This is a genomic window from Actinomyces sp. 594, assembly GCF_019325145.1.
GTDB lineage: Bacteria > Actinomycetota > Actinomycetes > Actinomycetales > Actinomycetaceae > Actinomyces.
The window spans coordinates 156056-173408 of the sequence record NZ_PIZC01000034.1 but is presented as its reverse complement, the minus strand read 5'-3'; the positions used below and the strand labels follow the sequence as shown (position 1 = coordinate 173408).

Below are 17353 nucleotides of genomic sequence, written 5' to 3'. Positions count from 1 at the left end.
GAGGGCCCGAACCGCAGGTCGGCGGTTCGGGCCCTCCGCGTTGGCACCTTGCAGCGGGCGCGCGTCTGCGCGAGCGGAGCGTGACAGAGCGACCGACGGAGGTCGGCCTGCGGCATCAGGTTGCCCCTGACACCGCTTAATGGAGCCCGGCCATGAGGGCCGGGAAAACATTGTCGAATGAGGATCTGCACGCGGACATTGGTGAGCCTCAATGGAGCCCGGCCATGAAGGCCGGGAAAGCTCCCGCCGCGGCCCATGGCGGACAGGATCAGGGTGCCGCCTCAATGGAGCCCGGCCATGAAGGCCGGGAAGACCCGACGTGCTCGGCCAGTCACTAGGCATTGAGACGGCGCCTCAATGGAGCCCGGCCATGAAGGCCGGGAAGACTCGGCTCCTCGACCGGGTTGTTGCCGCCGTCAGCGGCCTCAATGGAGCCCGGCCATGAAGACCGGGAAGACAGGTGTTTGTTGACGCCACCACCGACGCGGCCGCTCAGCCTCAATGGAGCCCGGCCATGAAGACCGGGAAGACCTTCTTGTGATCGGAGGCGGTGACCCGGCCTCCAGTGCCTCAATGGAGCCCGGCCATGAAGACCGGGAAGACGCCGTAGACCTTGAGCGCCTTGACGGCCCGCTGACTGCCTCAATGGAGCCCGGCCATGAAGGCCGGGAAGACCCGGGCAGTGCCGGCGTTGCGGCGGGAGATGAAGCTGCCTCAATGGAGCCCGGCCATGAAGGCCGGGAAGACGCACTCACCGGGTTTTTCCAATGGCTGCACGCCAAGGCCTCAATGGAGCCCGGCCATGAAGGCCGGGAAGACGCGCCGGCTTGAAGCGCAGGATTCGGTCCTGGGACTTGCCTCAATGGAGCCCGGCCATAAAGGCCGGGAAGACCCGGAGTGGGTGCGCGCCGTCGGCGGCGAGCAGGCCGTGCCTCAATGGAGCCCGGCCATGAAGGCCGGGAAGACCGCCCGAGCTGCTCGGCATCCGGCAGGGCACCTACTCGCCTCAATGGAGCCCGGCCATGAAGGCCGGGAAGACGGAGGATGACATGTCCAAAGTGCTCTGCGTCGAACTGCCTCAATGGAGCCCGGCCATGAAGGCCGGGAAGACGCTGTGAAATCGTATTCATGCTGACCCGGCGCACCCGCCTCAATGGAGCCCGGCCATGAAGGCCGGGAAGACCGGCTCCCGTTGAGTGGACCAACGGGCGGGAAGCAGAGCCTCAATGGAGCCCGGCCATGAAGGCCGGGAAGACCTTAGGCGGGGCGCTCGCGGGCTCGCCCGGGGTGTGCCTCAATGGAGCCCGGCCATGAAGGCCGGGAAGACCCGCGGCTACCAGCACTTCTTCCTCGGCGGCATCTGGCCTCAATGGAGCCCGGCCATGAAGGCCGGGAAGACGCGCCCACTGCGCCACCGGCGATGATGCCGATGTTCATGCCTCAATGGAGCCCGGCCATGAAGGCCGGGAAGACGTACCTGTACCCGCATGACTATCCGCGTGGCATCGTGCCTCAATGGAGCCCGGCCATGAAGGCCGGGAAGACCTCCTGAGAGATGCGATCCTTGTATTCGGCAAGAGAGCCTCAATGGAGCCCGGCCATGAAGGCCGGGAAGACTGCCTCTTAGAGGTTGTGGCGGCGCTGCCAGGCGTTGCCTCAATGGAGCCCGGCCATGAAGGCCGGGAAGACCGGCGTTGACGCGTGTTGTTGACGTGCTGTCGGTGACGCCTCAATGGAGCCCGGCCATGAAGGCCGGGAAGACGGGAGGAGACCAAGTGAGCGAGCCGGAGGTCACACTGCCTCAATGGAGCCCGGCCATGAAGGCCGGGAAGACGTGCCCAGCTCATGAGCGGCGAGCTGACCACCGCCGGCCTCAATGGAGCCCGGCCATGAAGGCCGGGAAGACCGCCGAGCACCACCAGTACAAGGCGATTGTGGTGGAGCCTCAATGGAGCCCGGCCATGAAGGCCGGGAAGACCGCACCCTCCTGTCCTGGCTGACGCCTGAGCGCAGGCCTCAATGGAGCCCGGCCATGAAGGCCGGGAAGACACCACGACGGCGGTAACCTACGCGGTTGCGTGCGGTGCCTCAATGGAGCCCGGCCATGAAGGCCGGGAAGACCTGATTTCATGCCCGCCCGCCTGGATTGGCTACTGGCCTCAATGGAGCCCGGCCATGAAGGCCGGGAAGACGTGAGTGTGTCGATGAGGGCCTTGTGAGGTGTGTTGCCTCAATGGAGCCCGGCCATGAAGGCCGGGAAGACCCAAGGCCGGTGTTTCGGTCTACCGTATCGCACATGCCTCAATGGAGCCCGGCCATGAAGGCCGGGAAGACTGGCACGTCATTTAAGACTATGCTTCAGCGGTTAATGCCTCAATGGAGCCCGGCCATGAAGGCCGGGAAGACCCCCTTGTCCCAGTCGTGAATGTTTTCCTCCCAGGTGCCTCAATGGAGCCCGGCCATGAAGGCCGGGAAGACTCACAGGAGGAGCTGGACAACTTCACCGACCAGATGCCTCAATGGAGCCCGGCCATGAAGGCCGGGAAGACGCGCCTTGTCGGTGCTAGCAGATACGCTTGCATCATGCCTCAATGGAGCCCGGCCATGAAGGCCGGGAAGACCTCGTGCGTGACTATACCGAAACACGCCCCGGGATGCCTCAATGGAGCCCGGCCATGAAGGCCGGGAAGACCCAAGCAGGGCGGCAAGCAGGGCAGTTAAGGAAGGAGCCTCAATGGAGCCCGGCCATGAAGGCCGGGAAGACACGCCGTGCCGGTGCTAGCGGATACGCTTACATCATGCCTCAATGGAGCCCGGCCATGAAGGCCGGGAAGACCTCAGGTCAGGTCTGGTCTGGTTAGAAGTTACTTCTGCCTCAATGGAGCCCGGCCATGAAGGCCGGGAAGACAGCTCGCGGATTTTGCCGCGGCTGGTCAAGGATTCTACGCGGTCTCGCGAGCGCTGCCGCAGAAACGGGCAAGTGAATCGTGTCCGCTGGTCCGCCGACAACCAGAAAACCCTGTCATACCGCCCTTTCGAGCACTCCCCTGGGATCGGGGCAGCACCGGAGCGCTCGCTAAACAATCTGGGCCCCCTGAGTGGGCAGACCCGCACGCCTACCGACGAACGTGAAGCGGTCCTCCCCCAGTTCGCCGAGGTCGACGATCACCACCGAGTCCTCGTCTAGGTTCATGATCTCCTCACTGTCAGCCCTTAAGTGGACCAGCTCGGTCCGGTTCAGGTCGCAGATGAACACAGAGTACTGGAGCCGTTCGCCGTTGGCCTCCATAAGCTTGCAGATCCGGCGCAGCCGCCCGGGCTTGCGGATGTCGTACGCGATGAGATATCGGCGTCGGTTCGTCCTCATCTAGTCACCATCGCCGTGTAGTCATCCAGCTCCCCCAACATGACCGCACCGAGCACCCGTGCCTGGATGTCCATGACGCGACGATAGCTGGCCTTGTAGCCGAACTGCGGGTGCGTAATCTCCTGCTCCAGCCTCCGCTCATAGGCCCTGAGCACGGCCTTGCGGCCACTCGCCTCCAGCATGCATCCGCCGGCCCGACTCTGAAAGTCATGCGGACCGACTTCACCGTTGTTTAGCACCTGCAGCACCACGCTCTCTGCTACCAGGGACCGAAACTCCTCCGCCAGGTCCAACGCGAGCGCAGGACGCCCGAACCGGGGCTTATGGAACATCCCGTAGTAGGGGTCGAAGCCGATCCCCATGAGCGTGACAGTCAGGTCCTTAACCAGCAGCGTGTAGCAGAAGGACAGCAGTGCGTTGAGCGGATCCTTCGGCGGCCGCCGCGTGCGCCCGTTCTCCTGGAAGTCCGAGACGTCCACACGTGAGTTCTTCCCGACCATGGCCGAGAAGCTCCCGAAGTACAGGCGTGCAGCCGTCCCCTCGATCCCGAGCAGTTGCTGCGAAGACTCGGCCTGCATCGCCTGGATGGCTAGCTGCTTGAGCTGCTCGCCAACTCGGGGCATCTCGCCACGCGCGTTTCGGCGCAGCATCGTGCGGCTGTTGCGGATCTTTCCGGAGATCATCCGGCGCGCGATCTCAAGCTGTTGCTGCTCGGGCGCTCGGAACTGCGCGATCCGCAGGTCCACGTTCTTACCCGGCAGTCCTTCGGCAATGCCGGAGAACCAGCCCCCGTAGCTGAACCACAGCACCGGGATGTCTCGCGAAAGCAGGGTCCTGGCAGCCTGGGCGGACACCGTCACGTTCCCAAAGACGCACACCTGGCTTACGTCTATCAGGCGATAGCTGGCCTTCAACTCGCCCGACAAGCGCACCTCCAGCCGGTCGCTTCGCACGCCGACCACCGCACCTTGCAGCGTCACGTAGACCGGGCGTCCCTCCAGAATCGGCGCCATCAACCGCTTCAGCGGTCTGCGCTGCTTCGGAGGCGTCTGCAGTGCGTCCAGCTCATCGGGCAGACAGATGCCCACCAGCGAGCAGCGGGCACACTTCGGGCTGTCACGCATCGGTGGGGGCGCCGACGGGTCGGACGCCACCCGCCACGCACGTGTCACGGTGTCGGTGATCTCCTGCAGCGCCGCATCGTCCACGGTGATGTGGACGCGCTGCCGGGTCTCGGCGTACCAGATCTCGGCCCGCTCGACGGCGTAACCCTCCTCGCGCAGCAACAGCGCCTGCACCAGGGACTGCACGCGATCACTGGGCCAAGCACCACCATCCTTGTTGGGGTGTCCCTTCTTGTAGTCGACCGGGACGACGGTCCCGTCCCCGCCGTCCTCCACGAGATCCAGCCTGGTAGCCAGCCCGAGCCTCGGTGAGGACAGCGACACGGATCTGGCGACCCGCCCGTTCCACGCCTCGGACTTGTCCGGCAGGTCCCCCGCCTCCCGGTCAACAACCCGGTGCAGGTACAGCCCCTCCTCGACGTCGTCGCTGGTGGCGAATTGCTGCTGCACCCACTCCAGGTGGAACAGCCGTGGGCAGTACACGAACTCATTCAGCATGCGTGCGGGCACCGTCTCCGGCAGTCCCGGCAGGTCAGGCCTGATGGTGTTGATGCTCATGACACTGTCACCAATACGCCCGCGGACTTCTGACCTTCCGCCTTACGACGATGCGCACGGCATACATGGAAGATCCCCATGACGCGAAGCTTGTCCTGCTCCACCGCATCCCACTTTCCGTCCAAGACCGGGTCCTCAACCAGTGCCTTCACCGCCGCCAACCCCAACGGCTCTCGCCACAGAGGCAGTCTCAGTTCAGGAGCCGAGCGGCGGTCGTCACGACCGACCGGCTGACTGTGCCACCCACTGGTGCGGACCTGCTGTCCGGCCGCCGTGGTGGTCCAAAGCGGGTAGGACATGAGCGCTAGCCACGTCGCCCCGGGCACGCCGCGCATCTCGGCCTTGCCTCTGCCGTCCTCGCCGCTGTCCCAGTTGGCACGATGATCCAGGTACTCGCCGGTTACGCCAGGCACTCTGCGCCAGCCGATTAGCGCCTGACGCAAATACTCGGGCTCGGACTGCACCAGCCGCAGAGGCTTCTCCAGCATGGTCGCCATGGACTGCTTGCCTGCGGGCGCGGTGAACTGGCTGATCGCACCGCGCCCCTGGGGGTCAGCGACTAGGTCGGTCACGAGGCTGGCGAGCCATCTCTGCACCACGGGCGACGGAGTGTCGTCGCCGAAGCGTTCGTACAACTGTCCCTGTTTCAGCCGTAGCTTGTCAGGCGCTTCCCCAGGCGGTGGGAAGCCCGGAGGTCCTCCGGGCACAACCACATCCTCGGGCATCTCGGTGACGATCTCCGCCAGTTCCTCGGCGACGGCGTCTATCGATGCCAGTATCGAGTGCAGTACCGGGGCGCGGTCGTCCGGGTCCCAGGAGAGGCGAGCATCGTCGTCAACGAAGCCACGGATCAGCCGAAATGTACCTATGGCGGCAAGGATGGCCAGCGGTGATTCGCCAACCAGTGCAGGAAACTTGACTTGGCTCATGATCCCTCCGATGAAATGGTCATGTCGGCGCTGCGCACCACTGTCTCAAGCAGCGCCAGGCCCCACCGGCCGTAGCGATCAGTGAGCCTGGCGAATCGATCCGCGTCTGCCAGATGCAACTCGACCGGCAGCGGAACCTCGACGGCGACCTCACCAATCGCCGCCCGAAGCGCACCGTCTCCCCGGTCGTCAACGGGTGGCAGGAAGGGACGGGCGCGGCCGTGGTGGCTGGCCACTAGGTGCCGCAGCAGCTCGACGTCGCCCGGGTATGGCTCGGGGAGTCCCTCCAGGTGGGCGGTGACGATCGCCTCCGACCACGCCTCATGCCTGGCGCCGCTGGGCAGGCCGCTGAGCCGTTGTGCACGCCGACGTCGGGCGCGGTCCCCGGGCGGCATGCCGGACTTCGCCAGCGGCTCCCGGGCGAGCTCCGCGGCAATTCGGGAACCGTCGAACAGCATGGCTTGGAAACGCATGTCCACTTTGCCCAGGTCGTGCCAGCGGGCAGCGTCTACGACAACGCGCCGCAGCTCCTCCGGCAACCCCAGGCTAGTTGCGATCTGCTGGGCGCGCTCGCCCACCGCCGCAAGGTGCTCCGCCAGGGTCACGCGCCTGTTGAGGGTGGAAGTGCCCGCCTGGTCCTCCTCGCTGACGGTGCGCCACGGCACTGATGATGCGGCATTGCCGCCCGCGCGGACTCCGCTCGTGCCGACGGTCCGCCAGTCGTCTGCTGGAGCAGTACCCCGCAGCACCGGAATCAGTTCCCTCGAACCAGCGTCGGAAGGTCCACGTCTCCCGTTCCAACGGCGCCGGTCCACACCGGTTGAGATGAGGGCACCGCTGTGCTCAAAAGCGTTCCGCAAGCACTCGATATCCTCCGGCGTCCAGGGATACTCGGGGGCGCCGGACGAGCCCAGCCACTGGCGTGCCGCCTCTACGAGGGCGCCCTGACATGCGTCACGGTCCTCCGGCTCCTCCGCATTCCGCCAGTTGGCCACCAGTTCCCGCAGCCCCTCAAGAGGCGGCAGGCCCAGTCGGCTCCCCGGGTCGGAGTCCAGGCGCAGAATGGGCTGCCCACGTCGCAGGGAGGCAAGTTCGGAGATGTCCTTTACGGGCGCCTTGCTGGAGGGGTTCCAGCCGAAGCGGTCCAGGCCGCCGTACTCGCACGGAACGACGATCGTGTCTCCCGGCCGCAATTCACGAGCGGTGATCCACCGCCACTGATCGTCGGAGCCGCGGCGCAACACCTGCAGATTGGCATTGCCTTCATTGTCCTTGAAGGGGATGTCATCGAAGCCGTCGTAGTCGTCGACGTCGGCCATGGTCTCCAACTGGCCCTGTTGCAGCCATGCACGTGCCGCCATGAGCGAGACCTCTATACATTCCTCGCTGCGCACCGGCACCGACTCCACCACGGCTCCCGCATGATCTGGGGGCAGCAACTCAGGGTCGCCCTCGGCATTCTCACCGCCACTCCTGATCTCCAGGCCGTCGCGCCAGGCGATGGTGATCCGGGCGGCGGCCTTGTTGATTCCGTGCAGGTACGGGTCCAACGGCGGATCGTTCACCGGAGCGGGATTTGTCCTCGCCCAGGCGTCCAGATGAGCGGGCAGTAACAACGGCAGCAGGGGCGGCGGCGAGATCAGGTCTCTCGACACGTCCTCCGGCAGATGGCGCAGCGCCAGCGGAGAAACGTCAAGCCCGTTCTGCGCGATCCTTCGCAGAAACTCGGCCGTAGCCACCTTCGCCGACCCATATACGGGGGGCTTCTTGGCGCGGTCCTCCACCACTGTGATGGAAGCGGAGGCACGATCTCCTCGCCGGTTGACCCGGCCGAAGCGCTGCACCAAGGCATCCCAGGAGGCGGTCTCGGTGACCATGTCCGTGGCGTCGAGGTCGATGCCGACCTCAATGGTCTGGGTGGCCACTAGCACCGCCTTGTGGTCGCCTGGTTCCCGGCCGGCGCCGAACAGCTCAGTGACCCGCTCGGCGATCCCCTCACGGTCCAGCGGGCGCGAGCGCCCCATGAGCAGCAGCACCTCGACTTCGCCGAGCTTGGTCCTCCCGGTGGTGAGCGCCTCATACACTTCCCGGGCGCGGGCGACCGTATTGCACACCGCCAACACCCGGGAACCGGGCTCGCCGACCAGCTCACCGACACGGGCAGCCATGTCCTTGACGATCTTCTTCTCCGTCGAGTCGACGAGCGTCAGGCGCTTATGCGCGGTCAGCCTCTGCGCGGCGGTCCTATTCCGTAGATGCGCGTCCTCATCGAATGACGCCTCCCAGGCACCAGGGTCCTTCCCGGGCCTCTCCGCACTCGTAGCACTCAGGTGAATCACCGAGCTCTCCGGCAGCCCCAGCTGGCAGGTCCGGTCGGCCTGACGGGCGGACGCCAGCGAGGTGGTGAAGGCCTGTGCCAGGTGGGCCTCGTCGATCATGACGACCGAGTCGGTGCCCACGAGCGCGGCGTCGATGGGCCGTCGTCCTTTGCTGACCCCGTATCCGCGGAAAAACAGGCGGCTGCCCACCTGGTCCACGGTGCCGGTGATTATGGCGGGCAGGTCGGGACGCGGCAGCCAGGCGGCATCCCAGGTCGCTCCGCCGCGCATCTTCACCACCCGCAGTGCGTGGTCCTCGTCTCCCGCCAAGCCACGTAGTCTCTGAGCCACCTCGAAGCGGACCTCGCCCTCAACGGCCTCCTCCAGAGCGTCAGCGATGTGTCGCCCGTGCGCCTCGGCCTGGTCAACCACGATCCGGCGGTCCACCACCAGGAAGATGCGACGCCGCCCCAGGCCTGCGGGCGCCTCGCCTCCGGCGCTTAGTGCCAGGAGGAATACGGCCACGTCCAGCATGGAGGTCTTGCCCATGCCGGTCGGCACGTCGACAAGCGCCGGCCAAGTGCCCCGTTCCACCGCCTGCTCGATCACCGCCGACTGCCATGGGAAGGGGTCATGTCCATGCACCTCCCGCATGAACTTCTCGAAATCGGTGACATTCATTGCTGCTCCTCCTCATATTCGGGGGCAAACAGCCCGACGCCGAAGTAGCGCCCCGCCCCCGCCAGAATCGGCCCCCTGACGGGGCGATCGAAGGCAACGCGCGCATGCGTGTACAGGCGGCCGTGGCAGCGCTTGGGCAGCTCCTGTGGCTTCAGCCGCACGGCCCCGTACAGCATGGGCTCTCTGCTCACCTCGACCTCACGCGGCTCCGGCAGGCCGGCGTTGACGAAGGACTCGGCCACTGCCGCGGCGAGGTCGCCGTCCTTCGGGTAGCGGTCCAGGACCAGTGGCGTGGCCGTCGCCCACGTCCGCGCGGGGTCCGTCCAGCGCTCGATGGTGGAAGTGAAGGGCCGTGTCTCGTCCGACGCGTACCGGAGCTTGAACTCCTGCCTGAAGCCGGACACCCGGAGCGAGATCTCCCGTTCCGGATCCTCCCCGAGGATGCCGCGCAGGATTCGCAGGCGTTCGTCGTGTTCCAGCCCGGGGACAGCGACGGCTAAAGCCATGAGTTGCCCGTCGGCGTGCTCATTGCCCACGAAGGGTAGCCCCAGGTAGGCGACATGCGGCAGTCCGGGGGTGCCGTGGCCGTGCAGTGCGGGCGGCAGCGGGTCCTCCGTCTGCCCCATGACCTTGCGACGCAGGGCCTCGGTGAAGATGGATACCAGGTGCCCGGAGGGACGCAGCTCCTCGAATCTGAGAATGACCAGGTCCGGGTAGGGGGAATCGAAGTCGTCCACCGCAGAGATCTCCTCGCTGCTCTCGTCACTGGTCTCCGCCGCCCCGACTTCACGGTAGAAACGGCGCGCACGCGGGCCGGCGGCCTGCCATGCGGGTTGATCCTCCCGATACAGGGCGTTGAGCTCGTCGAGGTAGCCGGGGTAAGGCACCCGGATACTCAGGGGGCTACGCCCTACCGTCGGCTCATAGGTGGTCAGGCCCGGCAGCGGCGTCGGCTCCCCCACCCGGCTGAAGGCGAGCGTTGCCGACGACGTCGAGCGGCCGAGGTACGGCACGCGCCGGGCGAGGCGGTCGAGGGCGGCCACCGTGCCATCGGGAAGTGCGTCCCCATCCGGCCAGTCGAATTGGACGCGGGCGTCCTCAGGCAGGGTGCTGGTGCGCTGCCGGAAGCCGCTGGTGCGTGCGGGGTAAATCTGGTGGCCACCCTTGTTGTCACGCACGTTCGTCACGACGTATCCCCGAGAACGCCGCGTCTCCGCCCTGGAGGCATGGATCACCGGCGGCGCCAGGCGCTCCAACTCCTCCAACGGTCCTAGTTCATCCTCACCGGCGACAGCGCGCAGGGCGGCGAATACCCGGGCCGGGTGGGGAGGCCACTCCACGGCACGCGGATCCTCCCCTCCCCCGGCGTCGTAGCGCTCGCTCAGGAGCGTGATGTCCAAGCGGAGGGTCATGTCACTCCCCCGCAGACTCGGCCTTGGTCAGGCTGAAGTCGATCGCCTTGCGCAGGGCATCGTTGGGAACCAGCTCAACGGTCTCCAGGTGCAGTGGCACCCCGGCGTCCAGCGCCGCCTGCAGCGCCTCCTCGTACAGCTGGACCGCCGCTCTAGGGGACAGTGCGAAGGACTCCGCCACTCCACCACGGCCGATCCACTCCAGCTGCTCGGTCTGCATAACCAGATCGCAGCCGCTGCGCAGCCACAGGCCCGCGTCGCCAAAGGCGAGCCGGTCGCCCAGGAGCCCGAGTGCGACGAGCAGGGCTCGTGCGGCCTCGACGGCGGCGGGATCCATGGAGCCGAAGCCCAGGCGCCGGGTGGCGGTGAGGCTGAGGACGGCGGTGCGAGTCGCCTCGCTAATGGTGACGCCGCCGTGGGTGACGTCCGGGGCGATATTGCCGTGTCCAATCTCGCTGAGCTTGGAGTCCTCCTTCTTCGCCTTCACGGCGGAGTATGACCACTCGTCGCCTTCGCCACCACGGGATCCGGTGAGGTTAGCCGGGTCCATGCGCCCGGCCTTACGCTTGCCTTCCTCCGGGTCCCAACCGATGATCTCGCTGGCGTACAGGCGCGGGAACTTGGCCTGCCGCCCCTTGCGGTGGGAGTTCCAGCCTCCGTAGACGAGGGTGGCAGGGTCGTAGGCAAGCAGCGCCGTTGCATCCGCAGGCGACGCGGCCAGGATCGCCTTGCCGATCTCGCTCCGGTCGAACTTGACGCCACCGAGCATGCAGTCGCGCCAGTAGGCGTCAAAGGCGCGGTGGGGCGCTTCCAGACCGATGAGCTCGAAGTCAGCCGCGCCTTCGTGCCTCATCCGCAGCATCGGCATTCGGATAACACCCTGGCGCCAGGCCCTCGCCTCGGCCTCCTCACAACGATTGGCCTGGGACGGCACCTGGTCCAACACCGCCGCCTCACGAACCTCACCATCGCAGCGCCGCTCCTCCACGAGATAGCGGTCCTTGTCCTTGGCAGCGCCCTTTGCTATGGGGAACGTCGGCGGATACACACGCGCGCCCGGACCGCCGCTGGGCTGGTAGGTGGCCTCCACGCGGACCGCCGCCCACTCCGGGTCCGCGAGCTTGTCCCGCAGGGCGTCCAATGTGAGTTCAGTCATGATTTCTGCTCCTTCGATGGATGAGTGGTGCGCATGAGCGAGATATCCGCCACAACCCGTGCGCTCAACCATATGCGATCCATAAGACTCGAACGATCGCCAGGTCGAGCCGCGAGTGAGCGCACCCCTGACACCGATGCCGACACCGACGCCGTTCCGAAGGAATCGGGACTGGCGGCGGCCGATCGGCCGAGAGTCTGCTCGGGCTTCTTCTTGCTCACGTCAGCCATGCTGCCAGGCGCCACCGACACGAATTCGAAGCCGTTAACAGGGCGCGGGCCCGAGTGGCTCCATTAATACCCCCTGGGGTATTGTCTTGGCGTGCGCCCCGATGGTGCCGGGCAACCGACAGCGCCGCAGAGGACCACCACGCGAAAGGCATGAAGATGACCCCACCCGCCACTTCACGGGATTCCGTCTCTGCACCTGAGGACGGCGCCCCGCGCCCATCCCCCACCGGCTCCGAGCGCCCCCTGCGGCTGGTCGTCGTCGGCGGCGTCGCCGGCGGAATGAGCTGCGCCGCCCGCGCGCGCCGCCTGAGCGAGGATGCGGAGATCATCGTCCTGGACCGCGGGCAGCACGTGTCCTTCGCCAACTGCGGCCTGCCCTACTACGTGGGCGGGGAGATCGAGGACCAGGATGATCTGCTGGTGCAGACCCCCGAGCGGCTGCGTGCCTGGCTCAACCTGGATGCGCGCACCGGCCACGACGTCACCGGCATAGACCCCACCGCCCGGGAGGTGATCGTGAGCACCGCCGCTGGCGAGCAGCGCATCCGCTACGACGCCCTGGTGCTGGCCCCAGGCGCGAAGGCCGCACGCCCGCCTGTCGACGGCCTGGACTCTCCGCGCGTTTCCACCCTGCGCACCGTCGAGGACGCCGTCCGCCTGCGCGAGTGGGCGGACGCGGGAGCGAAGTCGGCGGTCGTCCTGGGTGCGGGGTTCATCGGCATTGAGGCCGCCGAGGTACTGGCCAAGCGCGGTATTGCCACCACCGTCGTCGAGTTCGCCGAGCATGTGCTGCCGCCGCTAGAACGGGAGCACGCCTACCCGATCACCCAGGAGCTGCGCCGGCTGGGCATTGACGTTCGCACTGGAACGGCCGCGCAGTCCATCATCCACGGCGCCGACGCCGACGAGGTCCTTCTCACTGACGGCACGCGAGTGCAGGCCGACCTGGTCGTCCTGGCCACGGGGGTGCGTCCGGACACCTACGCCTTCGTCTCCTCCGGCCTGGAGCTGGAGCGCGGGGCGATCGTCGTCGACGACCACGGCCGCACGAATCTGCCGCACGTGTACGCCGTCGGCGACGCCACCGTGTCGACCGATCCGGTGACCAGGGCCCGCCGCCCCGTCCCGCTGGCGGGCCCGGCGAACCGCGCGGGGCGGCTGGTGGCCGACTTCATCATGGATCCTGCGCATGCCCGGCCGATTCCCGCGCCGCTGGGCACCGCCATTGTGCGCGTCGGGAAGATGACGGCGGCGATGACCGGCGCCAACCGCGCCGCGCTGGATGCGGCGGGCATCGAGTACACGACCATTCACCTGCACCCCAACCAGCACGCCGGCTATTTCCCAGGGGCCACCCAGCTGCACCTTTCGGTCAGCTTCACCCCAGACGGGCGCATCCTGGGCGCCCAGTGCGTGGGGCGCGACGGCGTCGACAAGCGCATCGACGTGCTGGCCACGGCCATCCGCGCCGGCCTGGGCGTCGCGGACCTGATCGACCTGGATCTGGCCTACGCCCCGCCCTTCGGTCAGGCGAAGGATCCGGTGAACCTGGCGGGGATGCTGGGCTCGAACGTGCTGAACAGAAGCGTGGAGGTGTGGGACGTGCGCGACCTGGAGCAGGTCCGGCGCACCCACCTGCTGCTGGACGTGCGCACGAGGGCCGAGGTCGCCCGGGGCATGGTGCCGGGGGCGCTCAATATCCCGCATACCGAGCTGCGCGGCCGCATCGACGAGGTGCGGCAGGCGGCGGCCGACCGTCCCATCGGCGTGATCTGCCAGGTGGGGGTGCGGGCGAACATCGCCCACCGGATCCTGGTGGGCAATGGGCTGAAGTCCTCGGTTCTCACCGGCGGCATGATCACCCTGCGCGCCTGGCTGGGTGACGACGCCGACTCCTTCCTGGTGGGAGCGTGATCGCCGTGGCCAAGACTCAAGATGCTGCAACTCGAGGTGCCGCCGCGACGACGGCGCCGGCCGCCCCGGGCCTCGAGTGCGATCCGGAGACGAAGCGGCGGATCGTCAACCGGCTCAAGCGGGCGCGCGGCCAGCTGGACGCCGTCATCGACGCCGCCGAGCGCGGGGCCTCCTGCAAGGAGACGATCACGCAGCTGTCAGCGGTCACGCATGCGCTGAACCGGGCCGGGTTCGTCATTGTCGCCAGCGCGATGCGCAACTGCGTCGACGCCGAGCGGGCGGCATCCGCCGGCGACGACGGCGGGGCCGGAGCCGCGGCGGACGAGGTGGTCGCGCCGGAGACGCTGACCGTGGACGAGCTGGAGAAGATCTTCCTGTCCCTGGTCTAGGCGCCCAGGGCACGCCGGGCACCGCCACTTTTCTTTCAACCCGATCAACCGAAACCAAAACAAGGAGAGCATCATGTGTCGCAAGGTGACGTGCAAGAAGTGCGGCAAGCCCACCTGGGCGGGCTGCGGGCAGCACATTGAGCAGGCGCTGGCGGGCGTGCCCAAGTCGCAGCGCTGCCAGGGCCACGACGACGAGCCCGCCGCGCCGTCGGGCTTCCTGCGCGGACTCTTCGGGCGGAAGTAGCGCGCCAAACTGTCCGAGTTCGGCATAAACGCGTTCACCGCGTCGAACCGCGACTTCGCGATCGTTGGAATGACGCGGCTCTCCGAGAGCCCCTCCGGCCGACCGGGGACGTTTATGCCGATCTCAGACATTCTTCCCCGCCCCCGCCCGCAGTTCGGCGGCAACACCGGGCCCCGGAAGATCTCAGGACTCAAAGGCGATCACCTGACTTGGGCACACCGCCGGAGGGCAGTGACACGGTAGCCTGGTGCCATGGCCGCCCAGGAGTCGCTCGGAAGAATCGTCATCCAGGGGTACCGCTCGATTTGTGACCTCGACCTGGAGTTGACGAGTGATGTCACCGTCCTTATCGGCGCCAACGGGTCTGGTAAGTCCAACCTGGTCAGCGCCCTTGAGCTTGTCTCGCGCGTCTGGGACGACACATTCCAGAACTACCTCACGGATCGGGGCGGGATCGCGCCGTCCCTTCGAGATGAGGACGGTACCGCACGCATCTCGATCTTCGGCGCAGCCGCCCCGGGGCGTCCCGTCAACGGCTACCGCGTAGCCCTCGCGCTTGACGACGACGACGCTCCCCGCGTCACAGAGGATCTCCTGTTCCAACAGCCATGGCACGAGCGTCCCTTCGAGGAGAGGATATCCCGAAGCGACCTGCACGGAAAGGGCAAGACCGTTCCTCACGAGGGGCAGGGCAAACGTACTATTGCCTATTACGTCGCGCCGATCGTCTCCGGATGTCGCGTATTCCACTTCGACGACGTCTCCCCCAACGCCCCTGTGCGGCAGTACAGCAACACCGCAGATGATCTTGCGCTTCACTCCGATGCCTCAAACATAGGCCCGTTCCTGCTCAAGACCCGACAAGAGCACCCTCGCAGCTATGAGCAGATCGTGTCCACCGTACGCTCCGCGGCGCCATTCTTCGAGGATTTCGTGCTGGAGCCGAACCAGAACGAGCGACTCCGACTACGCTGGCGACAGCGCGGACTCGACCGCGTCTTCTCCTCCCGCGAGATGAGCGACGGCACCCTGCGTTTCGTGTGCCTGGCAACTCTGCTTCTGGGTCCGGACCTTCCCTCGACTGTAGTTCTGGACGAGCCCGAGCTCGGCCTGCACCCAGCGGCGATTACGCTGCTCGCGGAGATGATCCACGCAGCAGGCAGGACCGGGCATCGCGTCCTGGTCGCCACCCAGTCCGTGCCCTTGCTGTCGCACTTCGAGATCGGCGAAGTTCTGGTACTGAACCGAGTCGACGGCGCCACGGTCGCCACACGCCCCAACCCCGAGATCCTAGCGGGTTTCCTCGAGGAGTACTCGGTAGGAGCCCTGTGGGAGATGAACCTGCTCACGGGCCATCCGTCCTTCCACGAGCAGACGATCGAGGTTGTCCAATGACAGCTCTCAGACATGTCATGGTGCTCGTTGAAGGACAAACCGAGCAAGGCGTCTTGGAGAGCGTCTTCGCACCCGTGGCACTGACTCACTCGATCTATATACAACCTATTACGGTAATCACCTCCGACACGTCACATGGTGCAAATCGAGGCGGCGGCAACTGGCGAAAATATGATGACCACCTGCGCAGGTTACTTAAGAACACTCATCTGAGCAGAGTCGGCCTGCTGATAGACTTCTACGGCTACCCACGCAACGCGCCCGGCTATATTGCCAACGGCAAAGGGGAGTCGTACCGGCAGTCCTTGGAGCAGGCCCTCCGAGACCATTTCGAGGACCCCAGGTTCCGCCCACTCGTCGTTAAGCATGAGATCGAGGCTCTGGCGCTCGCCTCCATCTCCGCAGGTCATTCAACAGGGGCCTTCTCAACAAAGGCACTGAAACAGCTCGTCAAAGCCGTCGAGGCGAGTGGCGGCCCGGAGGAGGTCAACAACGGGCCGGATACGAGTCCGTCCAAGCGCATCCACCGAGTCTGTCGCAAATACCGCAAAGTGCAAGATGGCCGGGAGCTCGCCGAGCGGGCGGGCGCGGAAGAGCTTCTGCGGCGGTGCCCCACGTTCGCGGCTTGGTGGAAGAGCCTTCTCGAAGACGCGCCTTCCTGAGCCGCCGCCGACGGTGCGTGCCGCGCACTCGCTAACCACATCCATACGCCCGCTGCACGCCGCCCGTTAAGCACCTCGAATTCGTCTCGGAGGTCTGTGAGAGGCTGCGGGCACGTTAATGCCAATCTCGGACATTCTTCCTTACCCCCACCCGCAGCTCTCCGACAACGCCGGGTTCATAGAAGAAGGCCGGAGCGAGTCGTGCGTAGGCATCCTTTGTGGGGAGCCGTAAAAGCTCCTCGTGCATCGCAAGCAGGTCGATCCTTCCGAATAGGAAGACTTCTCCACCATCAAACCGCACTGTTCGAGTCAGGCTGCAGTCCGCGTACGCCGGGCACTCCAGCAGATGCGGCACCCCGCCCACGCGTGACTCTTCCAGCGTCAGGCCCGCCACGGCCAGCCTGCTTTCCCTGGGTGCATCCGCGACCTCTGGGGCCCGCTCGGCCTGCCGGGCGGTAGGGAAGTTCAGAGTGAAGCGTTCGGTAGCGGTCGCATTGGCGCAGGTCTGATGCTGCTCGGAACATCCGAACCCGATGATCGGCCCGCGGAAGGCGGCCATTGACACCCAGCTCTTCGGCGCCAGGTTCACCTCGCCGTCGGCATCGCGAGTCGTCACATACACGATCTGTCCGGGCACCGGGGACGGACGCCACTGCCACTTGTCCGCGGGCAGTGGATGAAAAGGCGAAGCCGCGATCTGATCCATGCCTTGCCCCACAGCCGCCAGTATAAGGTCGAGGCATGAACCGAAGTGTTACGGTCACTGCGACCCGCTGGTCGGGTGGCTGGGAGCTTGAGCTCGACGACGACCACCACACCCAGGTAGCCCACCTCGACCGGGCACGCCAGCAGGTCGTCGATTACCTCGATACCGTTGACGCGGCCACCGACCACTCCAGCTGGGAGATCGACATCGTCCCCCAAGTCGACTCCCTAGCCCAGGTTCGTGCCGTCGATTGACCGCTACGCATCCA

Annotated in this window: 13 protein-coding genes and 1 CRISPR repeat array; of the genes, 6 read left to right on the top strand and 7 right to left on the bottom strand. The window is 66.3% G+C overall.

Annotation, left to right across the window (positions count from 1 at the left end; translation table 11 throughout):
• Positions 1–133: 133 nt before the first annotated feature.
• A CRISPR array of direct repeats spans positions 134–2908; the repeat unit is 36 nt; unit sequence GCCTCAATGGAGCCCGGCCATGAAGGCCGGGAAGAC.
• A 168-nt stretch (positions 2909–3076) separates the two neighbouring features.
• From cas2 to cas7u, 6 genes are read right to left on the bottom strand one after another with little or no spacing between them, the layout of a single operon-like run.
• Positions 3077–3367, bottom strand: coding sequence for a CRISPR-associated endonuclease Cas2 (cas2, locus tag GZ998_RS05190; RefSeq protein ID WP_092532301.1), 291 nt, complete (start codon positions 3365–3367; stop codon positions 3077–3079).
• Positions 3364–5049 carry a CRISPR-associated endonuclease Cas1 gene (cas1, locus tag GZ998_RS05185; RefSeq protein WP_202616185.1) on the bottom strand — a complete coding sequence of 562 codons (1686 nt, stop codon included), beginning with the start codon at positions 5047–5049 and terminating at the stop codon, positions 3364–3366. Before cas1 ends, cas2 begins: the two co-directional genes overlap by 4 nt.
• Positions 5046–5978: a hypothetical protein gene (locus GZ998_RS05180; protein ID WP_219109227.1), complete on the bottom strand. Its 933-nt coding sequence runs from the start codon at positions 5976–5978 to the stop codon at positions 5046–5048. Before GZ998_RS05180 ends, cas1 begins: the two co-directional genes overlap by 4 nt.
• Positions 5975–8977 (bottom strand): type I-U CRISPR-associated helicase/endonuclease Cas3, encoded by a 3003-nt coding sequence (cas3u, locus tag GZ998_RS05175; protein ID WP_219109226.1) that lies wholly within the window; start codon positions 8975–8977, stop codon positions 5975–5977. Before cas3u ends, GZ998_RS05180 begins: the two co-directional genes overlap by 4 nt.
• Positions 8974–10389, bottom strand: coding sequence for a type I-U CRISPR-associated protein Csb2 (gene csb2, locus GZ998_RS05170; protein ID WP_219109225.1), 1416 nt, complete (start codon positions 10387–10389; stop codon positions 8974–8976). The genes cas3u and csb2 overlap by 4 nt, the downstream gene beginning before the upstream one ends.
• A gap of 1 nt (position 10390) precedes the next feature.
• Positions 10391–11545 carry a type I-U CRISPR-associated RAMP protein Csb1/Cas7u gene (cas7u, locus tag GZ998_RS05165; RefSeq protein ID WP_219109224.1) on the bottom strand — a complete coding sequence of 385 codons (1155 nt, stop codon included), beginning with the start codon at positions 11543–11545 and terminating at the stop codon, positions 10391–10393.
• A 380-nt stretch (positions 11546–11925) separates the two neighbouring features.
• Here cas7u and GZ998_RS05160 point away from each other — a divergent pair, with 380 nt between their 5' ends.
• From GZ998_RS05160 to GZ998_RS05140, 5 genes are all read left to right on the top strand, one after another.
• Positions 11926–13689 (top strand): FAD-dependent oxidoreductase, encoded by a 1764-nt coding sequence (locus GZ998_RS05160; RefSeq protein ID WP_257505177.1) that lies wholly within the window; start codon positions 11926–11928, stop codon positions 13687–13689.
• A 5-nt stretch (positions 13690–13694) separates the two neighbouring features.
• Positions 13695–14078 (top strand): metal-sensitive transcriptional regulator, encoded by a 384-nt coding sequence (locus GZ998_RS05155; protein WP_308807167.1) that lies wholly within the window; start codon positions 13695–13697, stop codon positions 14076–14078.
• A 73-nt stretch (positions 14079–14151) separates the two neighbouring features.
• Positions 14152–14322 carry a hypothetical protein gene (locus GZ998_RS05150; protein ID WP_219109223.1) on the top strand — a complete coding sequence of 57 codons (171 nt, stop codon included), beginning with the start codon at positions 14152–14154 and terminating at the stop codon, positions 14320–14322.
• Positions 14323–14574: 252 nt separating this feature from the next.
• Positions 14575–15717 (top strand): AAA family ATPase, encoded by a 1143-nt coding sequence (locus GZ998_RS05145; RefSeq protein WP_219109222.1) that lies wholly within the window; start codon positions 14575–14577, stop codon positions 15715–15717.
• Positions 15714–16379, top strand: coding sequence for a DUF4276 family protein (locus GZ998_RS05140; RefSeq protein ID WP_162678442.1), 666 nt, complete (start codon positions 15714–15716; stop codon positions 16377–16379). The genes GZ998_RS05145 and GZ998_RS05140 overlap by 4 nt, the downstream gene beginning before the upstream one ends.
• A 115-nt stretch (positions 16380–16494) precedes the next feature.
• Here GZ998_RS05140 and GZ998_RS05135 read toward each other — a convergent pair whose 3' ends face one another.
• A complete protein-coding gene (locus GZ998_RS05135) occupies positions 16495–17085 on the bottom strand; it encodes a flavin reductase family protein (RefSeq protein ID WP_219109221.1) in 591 nt (196 codons plus the stop codon).
• A 35-nt stretch (positions 17086–17120) separates the two neighbouring features.
• Here GZ998_RS05135 and GZ998_RS05130 point away from each other — a divergent pair, with 35 nt between their 5' ends.
• Entirely contained in the window at positions 17121–17339 is a 219-nt protein-coding gene (locus GZ998_RS05130) for a hypothetical protein (RefSeq protein ID WP_161924551.1), read from the top strand.
• The last annotated feature ends 14 nt before the right edge of the window (positions 17340–17353 follow it).

Bases quoted from the DNA above. Each gene is read 5' to 3' on its own strand.
- GZ998_RS05150 (WP_219109223.1), top strand. From the start codon at position 14,152: ATGTGTCGCAAGGTGACGTGCAAGAAGTGCGGCAAGCCCACCTGGGCG.
- cas1 (WP_202616185.1), bottom strand. From the start codon at position 5,049: ATGAGCATCAACACCATCAGGCCTGACCTGCCGGGACTGCCGGAGACG.
- cas3u (WP_219109226.1), bottom strand. From the start codon at position 8,977: ATGAATGTCACCGATTTCGAGAAGTTCATGCGGGAGGTGCATGGACAT.
- cas2 (WP_092532301.1), bottom strand. From the start codon at position 3,367: ATGAGGACGAACCGACGCCGATATCTCATCGCGTACGACATCCGCAAG.
- cas7u (WP_219109224.1), bottom strand. From the start codon at position 11,545: ATGACTGAACTCACATTGGACGCCCTGCGGGACAAGCTCGCGGACCCG.
- csb2 (WP_219109225.1), bottom strand. From the start codon at position 10,389: ATGACCCTCCGCTTGGACATCACGCTCCTGAGCGAGCGCTACGACGCC.
- GZ998_RS05130 (WP_161924551.1), top strand. From the start codon at position 17,121: ATGAACCGAAGTGTTACGGTCACTGCGACCCGCTGGTCGGGTGGCTGG.
- GZ998_RS05140 (WP_162678442.1), top strand. From the start codon at position 15,714: ATGACAGCTCTCAGACATGTCATGGTGCTCGTTGAAGGACAAACCGAG.
- GZ998_RS05145 (WP_219109222.1), top strand. From the start codon at position 14,575: ATGGCCGCCCAGGAGTCGCTCGGAAGAATCGTCATCCAGGGGTACCGC.
- GZ998_RS05180 (WP_219109227.1), bottom strand. From the start codon at position 5,978: ATGAGCCAAGTCAAGTTTCCTGCACTGGTTGGCGAATCACCGCTGGCC.
- GZ998_RS05135 (WP_219109221.1), bottom strand. From the start codon at position 17,085: ATGGATCAGATCGCGGCTTCGCCTTTTCATCCACTGCCCGCGGACAAG.
- GZ998_RS05160 (WP_257505177.1), top strand. From the start codon at position 11,926: ATGAAGATGACCCCACCCGCCACTTCACGGGATTCCGTCTCTGCACCT.